This is a genomic window from Mumia sp. zg.B21 (genome assembly GCF_019550855.1).
Taxonomy (GTDB): Bacteria; Actinomycetota; Actinomycetes; order Propionibacteriales; family Nocardioidaceae; genus Mumia.
In genome coordinates this window covers 477,797-497,607 of sequence record NZ_JAHWCJ010000001.1, presented here as the reverse complement: position 1 = coordinate 497,607, position 19,811 = coordinate 477,797, and the positions used below count along the sequence as shown (strand labels likewise).

General features: G+C 71.0%; 19 protein-coding genes and 1 pseudogene. 6 read left to right on the top strand and 14 right to left on the bottom strand.

Annotated elements, in window-relative coordinates; translation table 11 throughout:
• Positions 1-25: 25 nt before the first annotated feature.
• The 4 genes from infB to rimP all read right to left on the bottom strand — a co-directional run bounded on the left by infB (position 26) and on the right by rimP (position 4,984).
• Entirely contained in the window at positions 26-2,986 is a 2,961-nt protein-coding gene (gene infB / locus KV100_RS02525; RefSeq protein ID WP_220341329.1) for a translation initiation factor IF-2, read from the bottom strand.
• Between the two features lie 112 nt (positions 2,987-3,098).
• The gene (locus tag KV100_RS02520) at positions 3,099-3,398 is read right to left on the bottom strand and encodes a YlxR family protein (RefSeq protein WP_301021448.1); all 300 of its coding nucleotides are present in this window, start codon (positions 3,396-3,398) and stop codon (positions 3,099-3,101) included.
• Positions 3,399-3,527: 129 nt separating this feature from the next.
• Complete coding sequence (nusA, locus tag KV100_RS02515; RefSeq protein WP_220341328.1) at positions 3,528-4,526, bottom strand: transcription termination factor NusA; 999 nt, start codon at positions 4,524-4,526, stop codon at positions 3,528-3,530.
• Positions 4,526-4,984 (bottom strand): ribosome maturation factor RimP, encoded by a 459-nt coding sequence (gene rimP / locus KV100_RS02510; RefSeq protein WP_220341327.1) that lies wholly within the window; start codon positions 4,982-4,984, stop codon positions 4,526-4,528. Before rimP ends, nusA begins: the two co-directional genes overlap by 1 nt.
• A 141-nt stretch (positions 4,985-5,125) precedes the next feature.
• On the opposite strand from rimP, the gene KV100_RS02505 reads away from it, so the two are divergent.
• The 3 genes from KV100_RS02505 to KV100_RS02495 are packed head-to-tail and all read left to right on the top strand — an operon-like array spanning position 5,126 to position 7,288.
• A complete protein-coding gene (locus KV100_RS02505) occupies positions 5,126-5,668 on the top strand; it encodes a hypothetical protein (protein ID WP_220341326.1) in 543 nt (180 codons plus the stop codon).
• Positions 5,665-6,111 (top strand): ferritin-like domain-containing protein, encoded by a 447-nt coding sequence (locus KV100_RS02500; RefSeq protein ID WP_220341325.1) that lies wholly within the window; start codon positions 5,665-5,667, stop codon positions 6,109-6,111. The genes KV100_RS02505 and KV100_RS02500 overlap by 4 nt, the downstream gene beginning before the upstream one ends.
• Before the next feature lie 31 nt (positions 6,112-6,142).
• Positions 6,143-7,288, top strand: a complete 1,146-nt coding sequence (locus KV100_RS02495) for a GNAT family N-acetyltransferase (RefSeq protein WP_220341324.1) — start codon at positions 6,143-6,145, stop codon at positions 7,286-7,288.
• A 7-nt stretch (positions 7,289-7,295) separates the two neighbouring features.
• Here the strand turns inward: KV100_RS02495 and KV100_RS02490 are convergent, their stop codons facing one another.
• The 5 genes from KV100_RS02490 to KV100_RS02470 all read right to left on the bottom strand — a co-directional run bounded on the left by KV100_RS02490 (position 7,296) and on the right by KV100_RS02470 (position 11,745).
• A complete protein-coding gene (locus KV100_RS02490) occupies positions 7,296-9,065 on the bottom strand; it encodes a proline--tRNA ligase (protein ID WP_220341323.1) in 1,770 nt (589 codons plus the stop codon).
• An 80-nt stretch (positions 9,066-9,145) separates the two neighbouring features.
• Positions 9,146-9,727, bottom strand: a complete 582-nt coding sequence (locus KV100_RS02485) for a hypothetical protein (protein ID WP_220341322.1) — start codon at positions 9,725-9,727, stop codon at positions 9,146-9,148.
• Positions 9,709-10,281, bottom strand: a complete 573-nt coding sequence (locus KV100_RS02480) for a hypothetical protein (RefSeq protein ID WP_220341321.1) — start codon at positions 10,279-10,281, stop codon at positions 9,709-9,711. Before KV100_RS02480 ends, KV100_RS02485 begins: the two co-directional genes overlap by 19 nt.
• Positions 10,282-10,330: 49 nt before the next feature.
• Positions 10,331-10,903: a hypothetical protein gene (locus KV100_RS02475; RefSeq protein WP_220341320.1), complete on the bottom strand. Its 573-nt coding sequence runs from the start codon at positions 10,901-10,903 to the stop codon at positions 10,331-10,333.
• The gene (locus tag KV100_RS02470; RefSeq protein WP_220341319.1) at positions 10,903-11,745 is read right to left on the bottom strand and encodes a GNAT family N-acetyltransferase; all 843 of its coding nucleotides are present in this window, start codon (positions 11,743-11,745) and stop codon (positions 10,903-10,905) included. Before KV100_RS02470 ends, KV100_RS02475 begins: the two co-directional genes overlap by 1 nt.
• Between KV100_RS02470 and KV100_RS02465 the strand changes: the two are divergent.
• A pseudogene (locus tag KV100_RS02465) lies at positions 11,699-12,303 on the top strand (DinB family protein). The gene KV100_RS02470 and the pseudogene KV100_RS02465 overlap by 47 nt on opposite strands.
• An 8-nt stretch (positions 12,304-12,311) precedes the next feature.
• Here KV100_RS02465 and ispG read toward each other — a convergent pair.
• From ispG to KV100_RS02440, 5 genes are read right to left on the bottom strand one after another with little or no spacing between them, the layout of a single operon-like run.
• On the bottom strand, positions 12,312-13,460 hold the full coding sequence (gene ispG, locus KV100_RS02460) for a flavodoxin-dependent (E)-4-hydroxy-3-methylbut-2-enyl-diphosphate synthase (protein ID WP_220341317.1): 1,149 nt from the start codon (positions 13,458-13,460) through the stop codon (positions 12,312-12,314).
• A gap of 37 nt (positions 13,461-13,497) precedes the next feature.
• On the bottom strand, positions 13,498-14,811 hold the full coding sequence (locus tag KV100_RS02455; RefSeq protein WP_220341316.1) for an RIP metalloprotease: 1,314 nt from the start codon (positions 14,809-14,811) through the stop codon (positions 13,498-13,500).
• Positions 14,808-16,046, bottom strand: coding sequence for a 1-deoxy-D-xylulose-5-phosphate reductoisomerase (gene dxr, locus KV100_RS02450; protein WP_220341315.1), 1,239 nt, complete (start codon positions 16,044-16,046; stop codon positions 14,808-14,810). Before dxr ends, KV100_RS02455 begins: the two co-directional genes overlap by 4 nt.
• A 50-nt stretch (positions 16,047-16,096) precedes the next feature.
• Positions 16,097-16,891 carry an ABC transporter permease subunit gene (locus KV100_RS02445; RefSeq protein WP_220341314.1) on the bottom strand — a complete coding sequence of 265 codons (795 nt, stop codon included), beginning with the start codon at positions 16,889-16,891 and terminating at the stop codon, positions 16,097-16,099.
• A complete protein-coding gene (locus KV100_RS02440; RefSeq protein ID WP_220341313.1) occupies positions 16,888-17,853 on the bottom strand; it encodes an ABC transporter ATP-binding protein in 966 nt (321 codons plus the stop codon). The genes KV100_RS02445 and KV100_RS02440 overlap by 4 nt, the downstream gene beginning before the upstream one ends.
• A 137-nt stretch (positions 17,854-17,990) precedes the next feature.
• Between KV100_RS02440 and KV100_RS02435 the strand changes: the two genes are divergently transcribed.
• Together KV100_RS02435 and KV100_RS02430 are read left to right on the top strand one after the other, a co-directional pair.
• Positions 17,991-19,157 carry a sensor histidine kinase gene (locus tag KV100_RS02435; protein ID WP_220341312.1) on the top strand — a complete coding sequence of 389 codons (1,167 nt, stop codon included), beginning with the start codon at positions 17,991-17,993 and terminating at the stop codon, positions 19,155-19,157.
• A complete protein-coding gene (locus tag KV100_RS02430; RefSeq protein WP_220341311.1) occupies positions 19,154-19,798 on the top strand; it encodes a response regulator transcription factor in 645 nt (214 codons plus the stop codon). The genes KV100_RS02435 and KV100_RS02430 overlap by 4 nt, the downstream gene beginning before the upstream one ends.
• The last annotated feature ends 13 nt before the right edge of the window (positions 19,799-19,811 follow it).

Genomic DNA, 19,811 nt, shown 5'->3' with positions numbered 1-19,811 from the left:
CTCGTTCAGTCATGACCGTCAGGCGTCAGGCCCGAGGGATCTCCCGCATCTCGAACGTCTCGACGATGTCGCCGATCTTGATGTCGTTGAATCCCTTGAGCGTCAGACCACACTCGAAGCCCTCACGGACCTCGGTGACGTCGTCGCGCTCACGCCGCAGGCTGGAGAGGTCCAGGTTGTCCGCGACCACGGCGCCGTCACGCAGCAGCCGGGCCTTGGAGTTCCTGCGGATCGAGCCGGAGGTGACCATGCAGCCCGCGATGTTGCCGATCTTGGACGAGCGGAAGATCTGGCGGATCTCCGCACGGCCGAGCTGGGCCTCCTCGAACTCGGGCTTGAGCATGCCCTTGAGCGCCGCCTCGATCTCGTCGATCGCCTGGTAGATGACCGAGTAGTAGCGGATGTCGACACCCTCGCGGTCGGCGACCTCGGTCGCCTTGCCCTGCGGACGCACGTTGAAGCCGATGATCACGGCGTTCGACGCGGCCGCCAGCATCACGTTGGTCTCGGTGATCGCACCGACACCACGGTCGATGACCCGCAGCGCCACGTCGTCACCGACGTCGATCTTGCTCAGGGCATCCTCGAGCGCCTCCACCGAGCCGGAACCATCACCCTTGAGGATGAGGAGCAGCTCGTCGGTCTCGCCCTTCTCCATGTGCTGCATGAAGTCCTCGAGCGTCCGGCGGCCGGCACGCTGCGCGAGAGCGGCGTTGCGCTCACGCGCCTCACGCTTCTCGGCGATCTGCCGGGCCATCCGGTCGTCGGAGACGACCATGAAGTTGTCACCGGCACCCGGCACGGCCGTCAGGCCGAGCACGAGGACCGGACGAGACGGGTCTGCCTGGCTGACCGGGTCGCCGTGCTCGTCGAGCATGGCGCGGACGCGGCCGTAGGCGGGGCCGGCGACCATCGAGTCGCCCACCTTGAGCGTGCCGCGCTGGACCAGGACGGTGGCCACCGGGCCACGACCACGGTCGAGGTGTGCCTCGATCGCGATGCCCTCTGCTGCCTGGTGCGGGTTGGCACGCAGGTCGAGCGACGCGTCAGCGGTCAGCACGATGGACTCGAGCAGACCCTCGATGTTGAGCTGCGACTTCGCGGAGACGTCGACGAACATCGTGTCGCCGCCGTACTCCTCGGGCACCAGGCCGTACTCGGTGAGCTGGCCGCGCACCTTGGTCGGGTCGGAGTCGGGCTTGTCGATCTTGTTGACCGCGACCACGATCGGCACGCCGGCCGCCTTCGCGTGGTTGAGGGCCTCGACCGTCTGCGGCATGACGCCGTCGTCGGCCGCGACCACCAGCACCGCGATGTCGGTCGCCTGCGCACCGCGGGCACGCATGGCGGTGAACGCCTCGTGGCCCGGTGTGTCGATGAAGGTGATGCGGCGCTCTGTGCCGTCCACCTCGGTCGCCACCTGGTAGGCGCCGATGTGCTGCGTGATGCCGCCGGCCTCCTTGTCGACCACGTTGGCCGAGCGGATGGCGTCGAGCAGCTTGGTCTTGCCGTGGTCGACGTGACCCATGACAGTCACCACCGGCGGACGCGCGGTGAGGTCGGTCTCGTCACCCTCGTCGTTGCCGAACTCGATCTGGAACGACTCGAGCAGCTCGCGGTCCTCGTCCTCGGGGGAGACGACCTGAACGTCGTAGTTCAGCTCATCGCCGAGGATCTGCAGGATCTCGTCGTTGACCGACTGCGTCGCGGTGACCATCTCGCCGAGCGCGAACAGCACCTGGACGAGCGACGCCGCGTCAGCGCCGATCTTCTCGGCGAAGTCGGTCAGCGACGCGCCACGGGACAGACGGATGGTCTGCCCGTCACCCTTGCGGACGCGGACACCCCCGACCGACGGCGCCTGCATCTGGTCGAATTCCTGACGCTTCGCGCGCTTGCTCTTGCGTCCACGACGAACGGGTCCACCCGCGCGACCGAACGCACCCTGAGTGCCACCGCGACCAGCGCGACCGGGGCCCGGACGTCCGCCGCCACCGGCGAAGCCGCCGGGACGAGGGCCGCCGCCGCCGCCTGCGCCGCCACCGGGTCCACCGGGACGACCGCCGCCGCCACCGGGGCGACCGGCACCCGCCGGAGCACCACGGCCACGACCGCCCGCACCACCACCACGTGCGGGACCGCCGACCGAGCTCTGCTTGGGCATCATCGCCGGGTTGGGGCGCGGCATGCCCGGACGCGGCGCGGGAGCACCGTCGCGCGAGGCCGGCGGACGGGGGGGCATGCCAGGACGCGGGGCGCCTTCACGCTGGCCCTCGCGCGGCGCACCCTCGCGGGTGCCACCAGTGGCACCGCCGCCGCCACCCTCGCCACGACCCGGGCGCTGCATGCCCTGGGTCGACGAGAACGGGTTGTTGCCCGGACGCGGGCCACCACCGGGTCGACCGGCGCCACCGGCGTTGCCGCCAGGACGCGGACCGGGACGACCGCCGCCACCCGGGCGCGGGGCCGGAGCGCCACCGGGGCGCGGGGCCTCGGAACGCGCGGCCGGAGCCTCGGCGCGGGGTGCGGGACGCGGGGCAGGGCGCGGACCACCGGGCTTGGGACCGGCGGGAGCCGCAGGTGCCTGCGGCGCGGCGGGGGCCGCCGGCGCCTCGGGTGCTGCGGGAGCGGCCGGCGCAGCTGCGGCGGGCGTCTCCACCACGGGAGCCTCGGCTGCGGGAGCCTCGGGCTTCCTGCGCGGACCTGGCATGGGTGCACCGGGCGTTGCTGCCCGTCGCGGGGCAGGGGTGGCCGCGGGAGCGGCCGAGCCGGCGTCGGCCGTCGGCGCGGCCTTCTTGGAAGTCTTCTTCGCACTCTGGGTGCGGAACTGGTCGCCGTACTTCTCGGTGAGGCGACGGATGACCGGTGCCTCGACGGTCGACGAGGCTGAACGGACGTACTCGCCCATGTCGTTCAGTGCCGACAGGACGTCCTTGCTGGTGACTCCGAGCTCTTTAGCGAGCTCATGGACTCGGACCTTTGCCACTTCTCTCCTTCAAGGGCGATCCGAGCCCGGTGGGGCACAGACCGCTTAGTTGATGTGCATGCTCATCGAACGGAACTCATCGAGGGCTCATGAGCGTGTGCTCCACTTCTGTCTATGCACCGCCGGTGAGCGGTGCGGGCTGTGTCGGTCTGGTCGTTCCTCGGACGTAGGCCTCCAGCGGACCGGTGTCGATCGGCCCCTCCACCCGGAGGGCCCGCGCGAACGCCTTGCGCTGGGTTGCTCGTTCGAGGCACGTGACATCGGGGTGCAGGTGCGCCCCACGTCCCGGTGCTGAACCGCGGAGGTCAGGCGTGACGCTGATGCTCGTCTCACCGTGAACAGCCACGACCCGAACCAGATCGGTCTTGTCGACTCGAGCTCGGCACCCGATGCAAGTACGGACAGGCCGCACGCGTACCGGGGTGCCCGACGCTGCATCTTGCGACACACCGCCGGACGGAGTCGAGTGATTCACCGCCGCCAGTCTAGCGGGTCCGCCCCGGGAGTGTCGCGCACCCCGTCCCGACAGGGCCCGGCCGCGTCAGGACGCCGTGCCGCCTTCCGGAACCTCGGTGTCAGGACGGATGTCGATGCGCCAGCCGGTCAGTCGCGCGGCAAGCCGGGCGTTCTGGCCCTCCTTGCCGATCGCCAGCGACAGCTGGAAGTCGGGAACGACGACCCGCGCCGCCTTGGCGTCGGCGTCGACGACCGTGACCGATGTCACCTGGGCGGGCGACAGCGCGTGGGCGATGTAGTCGGTGGGAGTCTCGGAGAAGTCGACGATGTCGATCTTCTCGCCGTGCAGCTCCGACATCACGTTGCGGACGCGCTGGCCCATCGGGCCGATGGAGGCGCCCTTGGCGTTGACGCCGGGCATCGTGGAGCGGACGGCGATCTTGGTCCGGTGGCCGGCCTCGCGGGCGATCCCGGCGATCTCGACGGTGCCGTCGGCGATCTCCGGCACCTCGAGGGCGAAGAGCTTCTTGACAAGGGTCGGGTGCGTGCGCGAAACCTGCACCTGCGGGCCGCGAGGCCCTCGCCGAACGCTCGTCACCAGCGCCTTGATGCGGTCGCCGTGCTCGTAGGACTCCCCCGGCACCCGCTCGGCGACCGGGAGCAGCGCCTCAACCCGTCCGAGGTCGACGAGCACGTCGCCGGGCTCGCGCCCCTGCTGGACCACGCCCGAGACGATGTCGCCCTCGCGCGCGGCGAACTCGCCGAACCGCTGCTCGTCCTCGGCATCGCGCAGCCGCTGAAGGATGATCTGCTTGGCCGTCGTGGCCGCGATCCGGCCGAAGTCGCTCGGGGTGTCCTCGAACTCCTCGGTGAACGTGCTGCCCTCGTCGCCCTCGACGCGGTCGCGAGCCCAGACCACGACGTGGCCCGACTTGCGGTCGAGCTCCACGCGGGCGTTGCTGCGGGCACCGGGCGTCCGGTGGTACGCGACCAGGAGCGCCTGCTCGATGGCCGTCACCACGACGTCCAGCGGCAGGTCCTTCTCGTGCTCCAGGGTGCGCAGCACCGCCATGTCGATGTCCATCAGACGTCCTTCCGATTGAGCTCGGGCTCGATCTTGGCCTTCTTCACGTCCGAGTACGCAACGTCCCGGCTTCCAGTCTCGGTGCGGACGACTGCTCCCGCATCGTCGGAGGACAGGAGGCGACCGACGAACGTGGGGCCTTCGAGGGGGGTGATCTTCACGAGCCGGCCGACGTTGCGCGACCAGTGCCGCGGAAGCGTCAGCGGCCGGCTCGTCCCACGGGAGCCGACCTCGAGCGTGTAGGGGTCGTCTCCGAGGGGGTCGGCTGCGTCCAGGGCGCTGGAGACCGCTCGCGTGACCTCGGCGATGTCGTCGAGAGTGAGTCCGCCCTCGGCGTCGAGCACCACGCGCAGAATGCGCCCGTTGGTCAGCTCGACGGCGTCGAGATCCATCCCGTGGGAGGTGACGATCTGCTCCAGCAGCTCCTGGAGGCTGTCGGGGACCGGTGTCGTAGCCATGGCACGCCTCCGTCTTCTGTTGTGCCGCGAGGGTGGTGTCGCGGGTGCCGCTGTGACGATCGCTTCCAAGTCTAGGCGGTCGCCCCGGTGGCGCGGCGGCGGGCGACCCCGGCACACCTCTACTCCGATACATTCACCGGTGTGAGTCTCGGATCGCCACCGCCACGTCCTGGGGTCGGACGGCGTCGACTGCTGCTCGGGGGGACCGGGCTGGTCGCGTTGGCCGCCGTACCCGGCTGCTCGTGGCTGGACCGCGAGCCCGAGACGCCCTCGCCGCAGGAGCATCCGGACCACGATCTGCTCTCCGGCGCGTACGCCCGCGAGTCCGCCGTCGTCGCTACCGTCCAGGCGACGGCACAGAGGCACGCCGGCCTGGCGCCCTCGCTGTCGCCGGTCGCGGCGCGCGCCCAGGAGCGCGTCACCGCTCTGGAGGAGGCCCTCGGGACCGGCGGCGCCCCCTCCCCCGCCCCTGAGGCGTCACCACCGACGGCGACTGCAGCGGTCCCGGCGCGCCCGGCGGCCGCCCTCCGTGCTCTGGTGACGGTGAGCCAGACCGCCCAGCGGGACCATGCGGCCGACTGCGTGCGCGCGAGCGACCCGGGCGTCGCACGGCTGCTCGCGTCGGTCGCGGCCGGGGACGGCCAGGACGCGGTCATCCTGCGGACCACCAGGAGCGGGACATGAGGGCGACCGACGAGGATCCCGCGGGGTTCGAGACCGATCCCACCGACGCCCTGCAGAATGCGCTCGCGGGCGAGCATGCGGCGGTCTACTCCTATGGCCTGGTCGCCGGTCGTCTGGAGGCACGGTCACCGGTCCAGCGCCAGGCAGCAGGCGCGTTCGCGCTCCACCGCAAGCGTCGCGACGACCTGCGGGCCTGGCTCGCACAGGACAAGCAGGCCCCGGTCGACCCCGAGCCCGCGTACGCCACCGGCCAGGTCGCCACGGCGTCCGACGCACGTCGGCTCGCGCAGCAGGTGGAGTCCGGACTCGTACGGAGCTGGCTGGCGGTCGTCGGTGTGACCGAGGGCGAGCGCCGCGCCTACGCCTGCGCTGCGGTCGACGAGTCGGCCACCGCGCTGCTCGCGTGGGGCGGGAAGCCCACCGCCCTGCCCGGGATCGACTGATCCGTCGCAGTCGCCATGCCAGACTTCAGGCATGCCGTTCGCTCCCCTCCGCTTCCCTGACGGCGTCCCGGTCCTCACCGACGGACGCGTCACGCTGCGCCCCCACCGGCTCGACGACGTCGCCGCCGTCGTCGAGCAGTGCCGCGACCCCGAGACGTTGCGGTGGACGACCATTCCTCTCGGCTACAACACCGCGATGGGCACCGGCTTCGTCACCGAGATGGTGCCCGAGGGGTGGGGCTCGGGCGCCGAGCACGCGTTCGCGGTCGAGGTCACGGACGCGCATGGCAGCCCGCGTTACGCCGGCACCGTCTCGCTCCGCGACGTCGGTGCCGGACGCGCGGACATCGGCTTCGTCGCCCATCCCGCCGTCCGCGGAGACGGGGTCACGACGTCCGCGCTGCAGCTGCTCCTGGGATACGGGTTCGAGACGCTCGGGCTGCACACCGTCATCTGGTGGGCCGACCAGGGCAACTGGGCGTCGCGCAAGGTGGTGTGGCGATGCGGCTTCACCTTCGGGGGCACCGTGCACCGGTGGCTGCCCGAGCGCGGCGAGTACCGCGACGGATGGGTCGCGACCCTCCACCGCGACGACGTGCGCGAGGCCTCGACCCTCTGGTGGGATCTGCCGACGCTGCGTGGCGACCGCATCTGTGCGCGCCCTTTCGAGCCCGCCGACGACGACCGGCTGGTCGAGGGCGGCAACGATGCCGCCGTCCAGCAGTGGATGCCGTCCTTCCCCTCGCCGTACGGTCTGCCCGACGCCGCGGCGTTCCGGGCGACGACCCTCGACGCGGCGGCCAACGGCGCCGCGTTCTCGTGGGCCCTCGTCGACTCCGTGACCGACGACCTGCTGGGCGCCGTCGGCGTCCCCCACCGCAGCGACACCGGTGCCGAGATCGGCTACTGGCTGCTCGCCGACGAGCGCGGCAAGGGCTATGCCCGCGAGGCCGTCGACCTGGTCGTCGACCACGCGTTCACGCCGCGCGACCGCGGCGGGCTCGGGGCGCTGCGAGCCTACGTGCGCATCGACGAGGGCAACCGCGACTCGCTCGACGTCGCACGGGCGTGCGGCTTCGAGATGGCCGGCGCCGAGCGGGCCGGCACCGTACGCCGCGACGGCACCATCGCCGACATGCTCGTCCTCGAGCGCGTCAACCCTCTCCTCGGGATCTAGCCGACGCTCACCGCGACGTGCGCTCGCGCAGGAACGCCGCCACGTCGTCGAGCGGGACGTTCTCACGCACGCCGGTCTTGCGGTCCTTCACCTCGACGACGCCCTCGGCGAGTCCCCGGCCGACGACGACGATGGTCGGGACACCGATCAGCTCGGCGTCCTTGAACTTCACGCCGGGCGACACCTTGGCACGGTCGTCGTAGAGGACCTCGACACCAGCGGCCTCCAGCTCGTCGGCCAGCGCTGCCGCCGCGTCGAAGACCGCCGCGTCCTTGCCCGTGGCGACCAGGTGGACGTCGTACGGCGACACCGCGGCGGGCCAGACGATGCCGGCCTCGTCGTGGCTGTTCTCGACGATGGCCGCGACGGCACGCGAGACGCCGATGCCGTACGACCCCATCGTCACCGTGACGAGCTTGCCGTTCTCGTCGAGGACCTTCAGGCCGAGCGCGTCGGCGTACTTGCGTCCGAGCTGGAAGATGTGACCCATCTCGATACCGCGCGCGAGCTCGAGCGGTCCTGACCCGTCGGGGGCGGGGTCACCGGGGCGCACCGCGGCGGCCTCGATGACGCCGTCCGGGGTGAAGTCGCGTCCGCAGACGAGGTCGAAGACGTGCTTGCCGGGCTGGTTGGCCCCGGTGAGCCAGGCCGACCCGCGCACGACACGGGGGTCGGTCAGGTAGCGGATGCCGGACTCCGACTCCTCCCCCAGCGCCTCGGGGCCGATGTAACCGCGCACGAGCGCGGGGTGCTTGGCGAAGTCGGCATCCTCGAACGGGTCGATCTCCCCCGGAGCGAGCTGCGCCTCGAGTCGCTTGACGTCGACGTCGCGGTCGCCGGGCACCCCGACGACCAGCACCTCGCGCGTCCCGTCGGGCTGGCGGACCCAGAGCACGACGTTCTTGAGGGTGTCGGCGGCCGTCCAGGGACGGTCCGCGCGCGGGAATCGCTCGTTGGCCACGTCGACCAGGGTCTCGATCGTCGGCGTGTCAGGGGTGTCCTCGACGTGTGCGGGAGGCAGGGCGGCGATCGCCTCGTCGTCCAGAGGCTCGGGAGCCACCGTCCTCACGGCCTCGACGTTGGCGGCGTAGCCGCCGGGCGAGCGGACGTAGGTGTCCTCGCCGTTGACGGCGGTGGCGAGGAACTCCTCGCTCGCGGATCCGCCCATGGCACCCGACATCGCCTGCACCACGACGTAGTCGAGGCCGAGCCGGTCGAAGATCCGGATGTAGGCCTCGCGGTGAGCCTCGTACGACCGGGCCAGGCCGTCGTCGTGGACGTCGAAGGAGTAGGAGTCCTTCATGATGAACTCGCGTCCGCGCAGCAGGCCGGCGCGCGGACGCGCCTCGTCGCGGTACTTCGTCTGGATCTGGTAGATCGAGAGCGGGAGGTCCTTGTAGGACGAGTAGAGGTCCTTGACGAGGAGGGTGAACATCTCCTCGTGGGTGGGACCGAGGAGCATGTCGACGTCACGGCGGTCCTTGAGCCGGAACAGGTTCTCGCCGTACTCCCCCCAGCGACCCGACGCCTCGTACGGCTCCTTGGGGAGCAGCGCGGGGAACGACACCTCCTGCGCACCCATGCGGTCCATCTCCTCGCGCACGATCCCCTCGATCTTGCGCAGGACCTTCAGGCCGAGAGGCAACCAGGAGTAGATGCCAGGGGCCGCGCGGCGGACGTAGCCGGCGCGGACCAGGAGCCGGTGCGACGGCACCTCCGCGTCCGCCGGGTCCTCGCGAAGCGTGCGGAGGAAGAGACGAGACATGCGGGTGACCACGGGCGTACTCCTGGTTTCGGGATGGCAGTCTCTGGTCGAGACGGTGCGGTGCCCAGCCTAACGGCCGGGCACCGCGCGGCTCAGCGGTAGCGCACCCACCGGGAGAGCCGGTCGGAGTCGAGCCTCGGGAAGACGTCGATCGCCGTGCGGGGACCCGGGTCGTCGACCTCGAGCGGGCCCACGCCCTTGAGGTCGGTGCCGACGAGCGCCACCCCCACGCGCACCGCGCGGCGGTTGCCACCGAGACACCGCTGCGGGAGGCGGACGGTCACCGAGCGCTTGCCGATCCGAACACGGTCGCCCGAGCACCGCACGGTCGCCCCGGTGTCGTCGGTCAGGACGGCACGGTCCCACCGCGCGACGCCCCGCGTCCTGAGGGAGACGAACTCGGGACGCCCCGCAGCCCTGGTCCGGACGACGACCGAGATCGCCGCGAGCTTGGAGCGTCGCAACCGGGGCACGGTGATGCGGACGACGACGGCGCGCTTGGTGTTGGCGACGGTGACCTTCGTGAGGTCGAGCGCGGCGGCGGCGTCGTGGCGCGGATCGGTGAGGACCCGCGTCTCGGCGGCCGCCGGCGAGGCGGCCGCCGAGACGACGAGAGCAGCCGCCGTACCCGTCACCAGCAGCCGACAGGTGCGGATCAGCGGTAGCGGACCCACGGCGACATCTTGGTGCTCGTCAGGCTGGGGTACGCGTCCACGACGGCATCGGGACCGGGCTCGGGCATCTCCTCCATCTCCGAGGCGTCGTCGCGGCCGATCAGAGCGACCGACACGCGGACGGCGCGCTTGTTGCGCTCCAGGCAGCGCTGAGGGATGCGGACCGTCACGGAACGCTTGCCGAAGCTGATCCGGTCACCCTTGCAGGAGACGAAGTCCTCGTCGGATTCACCGGAAAACATCAGCGGCATCCACCCGGCGCCCTCGATCCGAATCTTCATCGAGGCGAAGTCCGGGCGGCCCTTGGCCTTCGTGCGGAGGCCGACAAGGACCCCGCCGAGCTTCGACTTCTTGAAGCCGGGCACGGTCATCCGGACGACGACGGCGTGCTTCTTGTTGGTCACCTTGATCTTGGTGACGTCGAGCGCGGCGACGGCGTCACCGCGCGGGTCGCTGAAGGTGCGGGTCTTGGCTGCCGCGGGGGAAGCGGTCGTCGCGAGGACGAGGCCCGCTGCGGCCGCGCCGACGACGAGGGTACGGATCGTACGGATCATGGGGTGTGCTCCTGCGAAAGGTGACCCCGCCAATCGGGGTCGCCGAAGCCTAGCGGTAAGCGACCCAGGGCGTCATCCGTGCGCCACGGGCCTTCGGGACACCGTCGATCGGCAGCCGGGGGCCCGGTTTCGGATCGATCAGGACCTCCTCGGGCACGTTGCCGTGGAGGTACGCACGCGTGAAGACCGCGACCTGCACCCGCACGGCGGCGCGGTTGTCGCCCAGACAGCGCTGCGGCACCGACAGCACCACGCTCCGGGGGCGGATCCTGAAGCGCATCCCGGAGCACCGCAGGCGGCTCGCATCCAGCTGCTGCCAGGTGGTCTTCCAACCCCCGGCGCGGCGTACCTTCGACGCGGCGTACTCGGGGCGGCCCGCGACCTTGCGCCCGAGGAACACCGTGACGCCCCCGACGCGGCGGCGTTCCAGACGCGGGACGCGGATCGTGACACGCACCCGGTGCTCGGCGTTGCGGACCCGTAGCGACGTGATGTCGACGGCCGAGAGCGCGTCACCACGCTGGTCGCGGACCGTGCGCGCCGCCGCATCGGCAGGCGACGCGAGGAGACCGGTGGCGAGGACCAGCGCCACCGCGGCGCCGACCGGAGCGAGGCGCCTCATCAGAACAGCACCGACGCGAACGTCTCGGTCTGCACGAACCCGACCCTCTCGTAGACCCGTCGCGCGGCGACGTTGTAGTCGTTGACGTAGAGCGAGACGACCGGTGCGATCTCGCGGCGGGCGCGCTCGACGACCGCCGCCATCCCCGCCGTCCCGAGCCCGCTCCCCCGGTGCTCGGGAGCCACGTAGACGCCTTGGATCTGGCAGCCCTTGGCCGAGGCCGAGCCGACCTCCGCCTTGAACAGCACCTGGCCGTCCTGAATGATCGCGTACGCCCAGCCGCGCGCGACCAGCTGGGTGACCCGAGCACGATAGCTGTTGCGGCCGGGGAGCTCCGGGCTCTCGCCGACCTCCTCCTCGAACATCGCGACGCTCGCCGGATAGAGGATGTCGACCTCGTCGATGAGCACCGGTCGGACGCGCCAGTCAGGAGCCACGAGCGGCGGCCCGGCGATCTGGAGGAACGGCTGGTCGAGGCGGAGCGAGCGAGCAGGTCCCCATGACTCCTCCAGGCGCTCCCACAGGCCGAGGGCAGCGGAGCGAGGTCCGACGATCGACGACGACAGCCGCCCCGTCGTGCGCGCACGCTCGGCGAACGCCTCCACCGCGGGCGGCGTCGCCTCGACCGGGACGAAGTTGGCGGCCACGTGACACGCGGACACCAGGGTGTCGCCCTCGAAGTAGCCCCACATCTCTCCGCCCAGCCAGCGGGGAGACAGCCGCGTGCTGCTGGTGCGGTGGTCGACGAAGAGGTTGACGATCGCGTCGCGGTCGATCAGCTCCTGCAGCGCGGGGATGTCTCCCTCGCGCAGGACGCGGACACCCTCAGCCGTGCTCAGCACCGGGCCTCCTCACGCCGTCGGTGGGACGAGCCTATCTGGCGCGGTCGCCCACGACCATGTCTCGCCGTCGCGGCGTAGGGTGCGCGGCATGACGACCGCACCGCTCGGGGAGCCCGCCACCTCTCTCCGCGATCCCCAGGCCATCGCCGAGGGACAGCTCGACCACCAGCGGGACGCGCTGCTGCGCAAGCTCGCCTCCCTCTCCGACGCCGAGCGCTCCCGCAGCCGCCTGCCCTCGGGGTGGACGCCGCTGGGTCTGCTCAAGCACCTGCGCCACGTCGAGCGCCGGTGGCTCCAGTGGGGCTTCCTCGGCGAGCAGGTCGCAGACCCGTGGGGCGACGAGCGACCTGGGTCGGACGCATGGTTCGTCGCCGACGACGAGACGTACGAGGTGCTGCGCGCACGCTTCGAGGAGCAGGTCGAACGCTCCCGGGCCATCACCGGCGCCACCCGCCCAACCTTGCCTGGATCCTGCTCCACCTCGTGCAGGAGTACGCGAGGCACGTCGGCCACCTCGACATCGTCGTCGAGCTGGCCGGCGGCGGCCTCGGCGAGTAGGCGATCGCCTACGAGACCGCCACGGCCGGCGACGCGCCCTCGATCGGCTCCATCCCCTCGGCGATCCTCATCGCCTCCTCGATCAGGGTCTCCACGATCTTGGACTCCGGCACGGTCTTGATGACCTCGCCCTTGACGAAGATCTGCCCCTTGCCGTTGCCCGACGCGACGCCGAGGTCGGCCTCGCGCGCCTCACCGGGGCCGTTCACGACACAGCCCATCACGGCGACGCGCAGCGGCACCTCCATGCCCTCGAGCCCGGCGGTGACCTCCTCGGCGAGCGTGTAGACGTCGACCTGGGCCCGCCCGCACGACGGGCAGGACACGATCTCGAGCTTGCGGGGACGGAGGTTGAGCGACTGGAGGATCTGGATGCCGACCTTGACCTCCTCGACCGGCGGGGCCGACAGCGAGACCCGGATGGTGTCGCCGATGCCCTGGCTGAGCAACGCCCCGAAGGCGGTCGCGGACTTGATCGTGCCCTGGAACGCGGGGCCTGCCTCGGTGACACCGAGGTGCAACGGCCAGTCGCCCTTCTCGGCGAGCAGCTCGTACGCCCGGACCATCACGACGGGGTCGTTGTGCTTGACCGAGATCTTGAAGTCGTGGAAGTCGTGCTCCTCGAACAGCGACGCCTCCCAGACGGCCGACTCCACGAGCGCCTCCGGGGTCGGCTTGCCGTACTTCTCCAGCAGGCGCTTGTCGAGCGAGCCCGCGTTGACGCCGATCCGGATCGACGTGCCGTGGTCCTTCGCGGCCTGCGCGATCTCCTTGATCTGGTCGTCGAACTTGCGGATGTTGCCGGGGTTGACGCGGACGGCCGCGCAGCCGGCCTCGATCGCAGCGAAGACGTACTTCGGCTGGAAGTGGATGTCGGCGATCACCGGGATCTGCGACTTGCGCGCGATCTCGGGCAGCGCCTCGGCGTCGTCCTGGCTCGGGCACGCGACGCGGACGATGTCGCACCCCGCCGCCGTGAGCTCCGCGATCTGCTGCAGCGTCGCGTTGACGTCGACGGTCGGGGTCGTCGTCATGGACTGCACCGAGACCGGCGCGTCTCCCCCGACCTCCACCTTGCCGACCTTGATCTTGCGGGTCGGCCGACGGGGCCGGAGCACCGGAGGCGGGGCGGCCGGCATTCCCAGGTTGACGTCCATGCGGGTACGAATCTCCTCGCGTGCGTGCAGTCGGGCCTCAGGTGAGGCGTACGGGGTTCACGATGTCGGTGTAGACCAGGATGATGCCCATCACCAAGAGGACGGCACCCACGGCGTAGGCGACCGGCAGCATCTTGGCGACGTCGACCGGCCCGGGGATCGGCCGACGACGAAGTCGAGCGATCGCGTTGCGCAGGCCCTCCCACAGCGCTCCGGCGATGTGGCCGCCGTCGAGCGGCAGGAGCGGGATCAGGTTGAAGAGCCCGAGGAAGAGGTTGAGCCCCGCGAGCAGCAGGCCGACGCTGAAGACGCGGTCGCTCCAGGTGGCGCCCTCGGCCGAGGTCAGCTCACCCGCCACCCGGCTGGCGCCCACCGGGCTCATGGGGGTGTCCTGGCCGCGCTCGGCCCCGAACGCCGCCTTGGTGACCTCGACCATCTTCTCCGGCAGCGAGCCGATGGCCTTCACCGTGCTGACGGTCATGTCCCCCATCGTCGCCACGGCGAAACCGAGGTCCTCGCGCTGAGCGGGGACGTAGGGGCTGACTCCGAGAAAACCGACGCGCTCGACCTTGTCGGGGTCGGTCTTGGTTGGCCGCGGCTGGACCGACGTGTTGACGGTGACCTGCTGCTCGGCACCGTCACGGACGTACTCGATCGTGGCAGGGCTGTCGCCGTTCGCCCGGATGAGGTCGGTGAGCTGGTCCCAGCTGCTGATGGACGTGCCGTTGAAGGAGGTGATGGTGTCACCCGGGGTCAGACCTGCCTGCTTGGCGGGAGTGACCGGGTCGGCGGCGGTGCACTTGCGACCGGCCTCGGCGGCGGGGATCGCGCAGTCGGACACCGTCTCGACCGTCGTCGTGGCGTTCTCGACGTTCTGGGAAGGGATCGTCATGAAGAGCGCGGCGAACAGGATGAAGGCGATCACCAGGTTGACGACCGGTCCGCCGGCCATCACGATCGCCTTCTTCCACCACGGCAGGCGATAGAAGAGGCGCGGCTCGTCCTCGGGGGTGACGTGCTCGTACTCGGCCGAGCGGGCGTCGAACGCCAGCTGCGTGAACATGCCGGTGTTGGACTTGCGGACGGTGCCCGGATCGTCACCCTTGTTGGGCGGAAGCATGCCGACGATCTTGACGTAGCCGCCGAGTGGGATCGCCTTGACGCCGTACTCGGTCTCGCCCTTGCGGGTCGACCACAGCGTCCGTCCGAAGCCGATGAAGTACTGGGTGACCTTGGTGCCGAAGAGCTTGGCGGGCACCATGTGACCGAGCTCGTGCAGGGCGATCGAGACCGCGATGCCGACGACGAGCACGACGACGCCGAGGGCGTACAGCCACGGTGTCGCGTTCATCGGCTCTCCTGCCTCGTCCTGGTCGTCGCTGCCATCAGCTCCTGCGCCCGCTCGCGGGCGGCCGCGTCCGCGGCGAGGACGTCGTCCGCGGTCACCGGCTCCGTCTTCGAGCGTACGCCCGCGTCGGTGAGGTGCTCCGAGAGCACGGCGCCCACCGTGTCCACGATCGAGAGGAACGGAAGGTTCCCTTCGAGGAACGCGCCGACGCACTCCTCGTTGGCGGCGTTGTAGACCGCCGGTGCCGTACGGCCGAAGGCGCCGGCCTCGCGGGCGAGGCGCACGGCCGGGAACGCCTCGTCGTCGAGCGGGGCGAAGTCCCAGGTCGACGCCTGGGTCCAGTCGCATCCCGGACCGGCGTCCGGGACGCGGTCGGGCCACCCCATGCCGAGGGCGATCGGGATCAGCATCGAGGGCGGCGATGCCTGCGCCAGCGTGGACCCGTCGACGAACTCGACCATCGAGTGGATCATCTGCTGCGGGTGCACGACGACGTCGACGCGGTCCATCGGCACGTCGAAGAGAAGGTGCGCCTCGATGACCTCGAGGCCCTTGTTGACGAGGGTCGCCGAGTTGATCGTGATGACCCGACCCATCGCGAAGTTGGGATGGTCCAGGGCCTGGTCCGGGGTCACATCCTGCAGCTCGGCGCGGGACCTGCCGCGGAACGGGCCACCGCTGGCCGTCAGCACCAGGCGGCGCACCTCCTCCGCGGTCCCGCCTCGCAGCGCCTGCGCGATCGCCGAGTGCTCGGAGTCGACGGGGACGATCTGACCGGGTCGTGCCAGCGCCGTGACCACCGGCCCACCGATGATCAGCGACTCCTTGTTGGCCAGGGCGAGCGTCGTGCCTGCCTCGAGGGCGGCGATCGTGGGACCGAGGCCGACGGCGCCGGTGATGCCGTTGAGGACCACGTCGCAGCGGGTCGCCGCGAGCTCGGTGGCGGCGCGGGGGCCGGCGAGGATGCGGGGCAGCCGGTGCTGCCCGTGGGCATACCCGCGCCGCTGGGCCTCGGCATACAAGGCCAGCTGCACGTCCTGGGCGGCCGTGGCCTGCGCGACCGCGACCACCTCGACCTCGTGGGCGATCGCCTGCTGGGCGAGGAGGACCGGGTCGCTGCCGCCGGCGGCGATGCCGACGACCCGGAAGCGGTCAGGGTTCGCGGCGACGATCTCGAGCGCCTGTGTCCCGATGGAGCCGGTCGATCCGAGCACGACGACGTCGCGGGTTTGCACCATGAGACCAGTGTCTCAGGTGCGCCCGCGACGTCGTCCTCGGCTGGTGCCGGCTACTTGATCTCGCTGCGCAGGACGCGCCGCGCCCCGACGACGAACGGGATGATCAGCCAGATCGTCCCGGAGACCAGGAGCTGGGCCCACTTCTCCCCGGTCCAGCCTCCGTCGAACAACGGCATCTGTGCGGTCGCGAAGTCGATCCACGGGAGCAGGTCGCCGAACCAGTCGATGAAGACCGACGCCACCGCGAAGATCGTCGGGAGGACGAAGGCCCAGGCGAAGTAGACGACGATCGCCGCCGGCGAGCTGAGCAGCAGAGCGCCGAACGTGAGCCCCATCAGGATCCCGAGAGCCTGCATCGCGTAGAAGCCGAGGAGCTCCACCGCGTTGACGTTCCAGACCGTCGTGTCCGACGCGAGCCCGGCGAAGACGTTGCCGAACGCGGCCGCGATCGCCGCGACGACCACCGCGAACAGCGCCACGATCAGCCCCACGACGACCTTCGCCGCGAGGACGCGGCCGCGGTGCGGCTCGAGGGTGAACGTGACGAGGGCCGTCCGTTGCGACCACTCGCTGGTCACCGACAGCACTCCGAGCACCGGCAGCAGAACTCCCATCGGGACGCTCATGGCGGTGAGGAAGTCCTTGAACGAGACCGAGATGTCGTTGGCCAGCACGACCCACAGCATGATCACCATCACGACGACGCTGATCACGGCCACGGTGCCGAGCAACCACTTGCCCGCACGGGTGTCGGCGAGCTTGCGCAGCTCGACGGCCACCAGGCGGGTGAAGGGCACCCGAGGACGGGTGAGGTCGATCCCGACCTCCGGGGCGAGCGCGGTCATGCCTGTCCTCCTTGGGGATCGGGCGGGCCGAAGCCGGGCCGGGGCCCGGCGTCCGGGGCGGGGGTGGGCGCGAGCGGGTCGCGCTGGTTGTCGGCGGTGAGCTGGAGGAACAGGTCCTCCAACCCCGCGCGGTCACCGGGTCGGAGCTCGACGAGAGCGACGCCGGCAGCAGCCGCCGCCTTGCCGACGGCGACAGGATCAGCGTCGGTGACGAAGCCGTCAGCGGTCGCCGGCGTGACGTGGATGCCTGCGACGGACAGCGCCCGCGCCAGCGCGTCCGCCTCCTCCGCCCGTACGAACGTGCCGGCACCGGCGAGCAGCTCCTCCTTGTGCCCCTGCGCGACGATCTTGCCGTTGCCGATCACGATGATCTCGTCGGCGATGACCTCGATCTCGTGCAGCAGGTGCGAGGAGAGCAGCACCGTGCCGCCGCGGTCGGCGTAGTGGCGCAGCAGCTGGCGCATCCAGTGGATGCCTGCCGGGTCCAGACCGTTGGCCGGCTCGTCGAGGATCAGCACCTGGGGGTCGGCCAGGAGCGACTGCGCGATGCCCAGCCGCTGGCGCATGCCGAGCGAGTAGTTGCCGACCCGCCGCTTGGCCTCCTTGGGAGACAACCCGACGACCTCGAGCATCTGGTCGACGCGCCCGCGGTCCAGGCCCATCGTGCGGCTCGCGATCGTGAGGACCTCACGACCGGTGCGGCCGTTGTGCTGGGCCGACGCGTCGAGGAGGACGCCGATCTGGGTGCCCGGGTTGGGGATGTCGGTGTAGCGGTGGCTGCCGATGGTCGCCGAGCCGGCGGTCGGGATCGTGAGCCCGGCGAGCATCCGCAGGGTCGTCGACTTGCCGGCACCGTTCGGACCGAGGAAGCCGGTCACCGAGCCGGGACGACAGGTGAAGGAGATGTCGTCGACCGCGAGGTGGTCGCCGTACCTCTTCGAGAGGTTCTGGACTTCAATCATGGCTCCAGCATCGCGCAGCGCGCGGTCATCCACATCGGCCCATTGGCTCGGCCGACGTGGCCGAAAGTAGGGGGTACGGGGTCGGAGACCGACCTTCGGCCGGTTCGCCGACCGTGCCCAGTGCCTAGGCTGTGGCTGTGAACGAGGTCGACCCCGCGGCGTACCAGCCGCCGCTGCGGTGGTGGAGCCAGCTCTGGCGCTACGTCCTGGCGGTCCTGATCAGCGCTGTGACCTGGCTGTCGGGTGTGGCGCAGTGGCAGGCAGAGCACGCACCCCGGTGGTTCTGGGCCGACCTCGTCGGAGGTCTGGTCGCTCTTGCGCTGGTCACGAGGCGCCGGCAGCACCCCGTGGCGGTGGCCGCCGCGGTGACGGTGATCGGAGCGTTCTCGTACGCCGCCGCCGGTCCCGCCGTCCTCGCGGTGGTCTCGCTCGCGACGCGGCGCAGGCTGCGCGAGATCGTCGGTATCGGCCTGCTCGTGGCCGTGCAGACCGTCGTCGTCACGCTCATCGACCCGACTCTCGAGGACGACTGGAGGATCGTCCTGGCTCTCAGCGTGCCGATCGTGGTCACGATGTTCGCGGTGGGCATGTACGTGGGGTCGCGCCGCGAGCTGCTCTACACCTTGCGGGAGCGTGCTCGGGTGGCGGAGGCGGAGCAGGCGAGCCGCGTCGCCCAGGCTCGCACGGCAGAGCGGGCCCGGATCGCACGCGAGATGCACGACGTGCTGGCCCACCGCATCTCGATGGTCGCGATGCACGCCGGCGCGCTGGCGTACCGCACCGACCTGCCACCGGAGGAGGTCCGCACCTCGTCGGAGGTGATCCGGGACAACGCCCACCTCGCGCTCACCGACCTGCGCGAGGTGCTCGGCATCCTCCGCGCCGACGAGGACGCCGGGGCGGGCGACCGCCCTCAGCCGTCGTGGCGGGACCTGCCCGACCTGGTGAGCGGTGCGCGCGCCGCGGGGATGCGGGTCTCCCTCACCGATGACCTCTCACCGCACGCGCCGCCCGAGCGCATCGGCCGGACCGCCTACCGCGTCGTCCAGGAGGCACTCACCAACGCGCACAAGCACGCTCCGGACACGATGCTGTCGGTGGTGATGCGGGGCGAGCCAGGCGACGGGATCGTCATCGAGGCTCGCAACCCGTTGCGGGTGGGGTCGACACAGGACCGTCTGCCTACGTCGGGGCTGGGGCTGGTCGGCCTCTCGGAGCGTGCCGACCTCGTCGGCGGGACGCTCTCGCATCGGGTGACCGGGGACGAGTTCGTCCTGACCCTCGTACTACCGTGGCCGGCATGATCCGGGTCGCGCTGGTCGACGACGACGCCCTCGTACGGGCCGGGCTGAGGCTGATCCTCGGCGGCGCCGACGACGTCGAGGTCGTCGCCGAGGCCGCCGACGGTCTCGACGCCCTCCGTGTCCTCCGGTCGACACCCGTCGACGTCGTGCTCATGGATATCCGGATGCCCCGCATGGACGGGCTCTCCGCCACGGCCGAGCTCGAGCGCGCCCCGTCGGCGCCCCACGTGATCGTCCTGACGACCTTCGACGCCGACGACTACGTGCTGCGCGCGCTGCGGCACGGCGCGAGCGGGTTCCTGCTGAAGGACACCGCGCCGGAGGTGCTGGTCGATGCTGTGCGCAAAGTTGCCGCGGGCGACCCGATGCTGTCGCCGAGCGTGACCGAACAGCTGATCCGGCGGGTCCGCGACCTCGGGGACGGCGACGGCGACGCGAAAGAGCGGCTGGCCGTGCTCAGCGAGCGCGAGCGCGAGGTGGCGGTCGCCGTCGGACGCGGGATGTCCAACGCCGAGATCGCCGTCGACCTGCACATGAGCCTCGCGACCGCGAAGGCGCACGTGTCGCGGATCCTCACCAAGCTCGACGCCGCGAACCGCGTCCAGGTCGCGATCGCGGTCCACGAGGCCGGCCTGGTGTGACCGGACAGGGCGG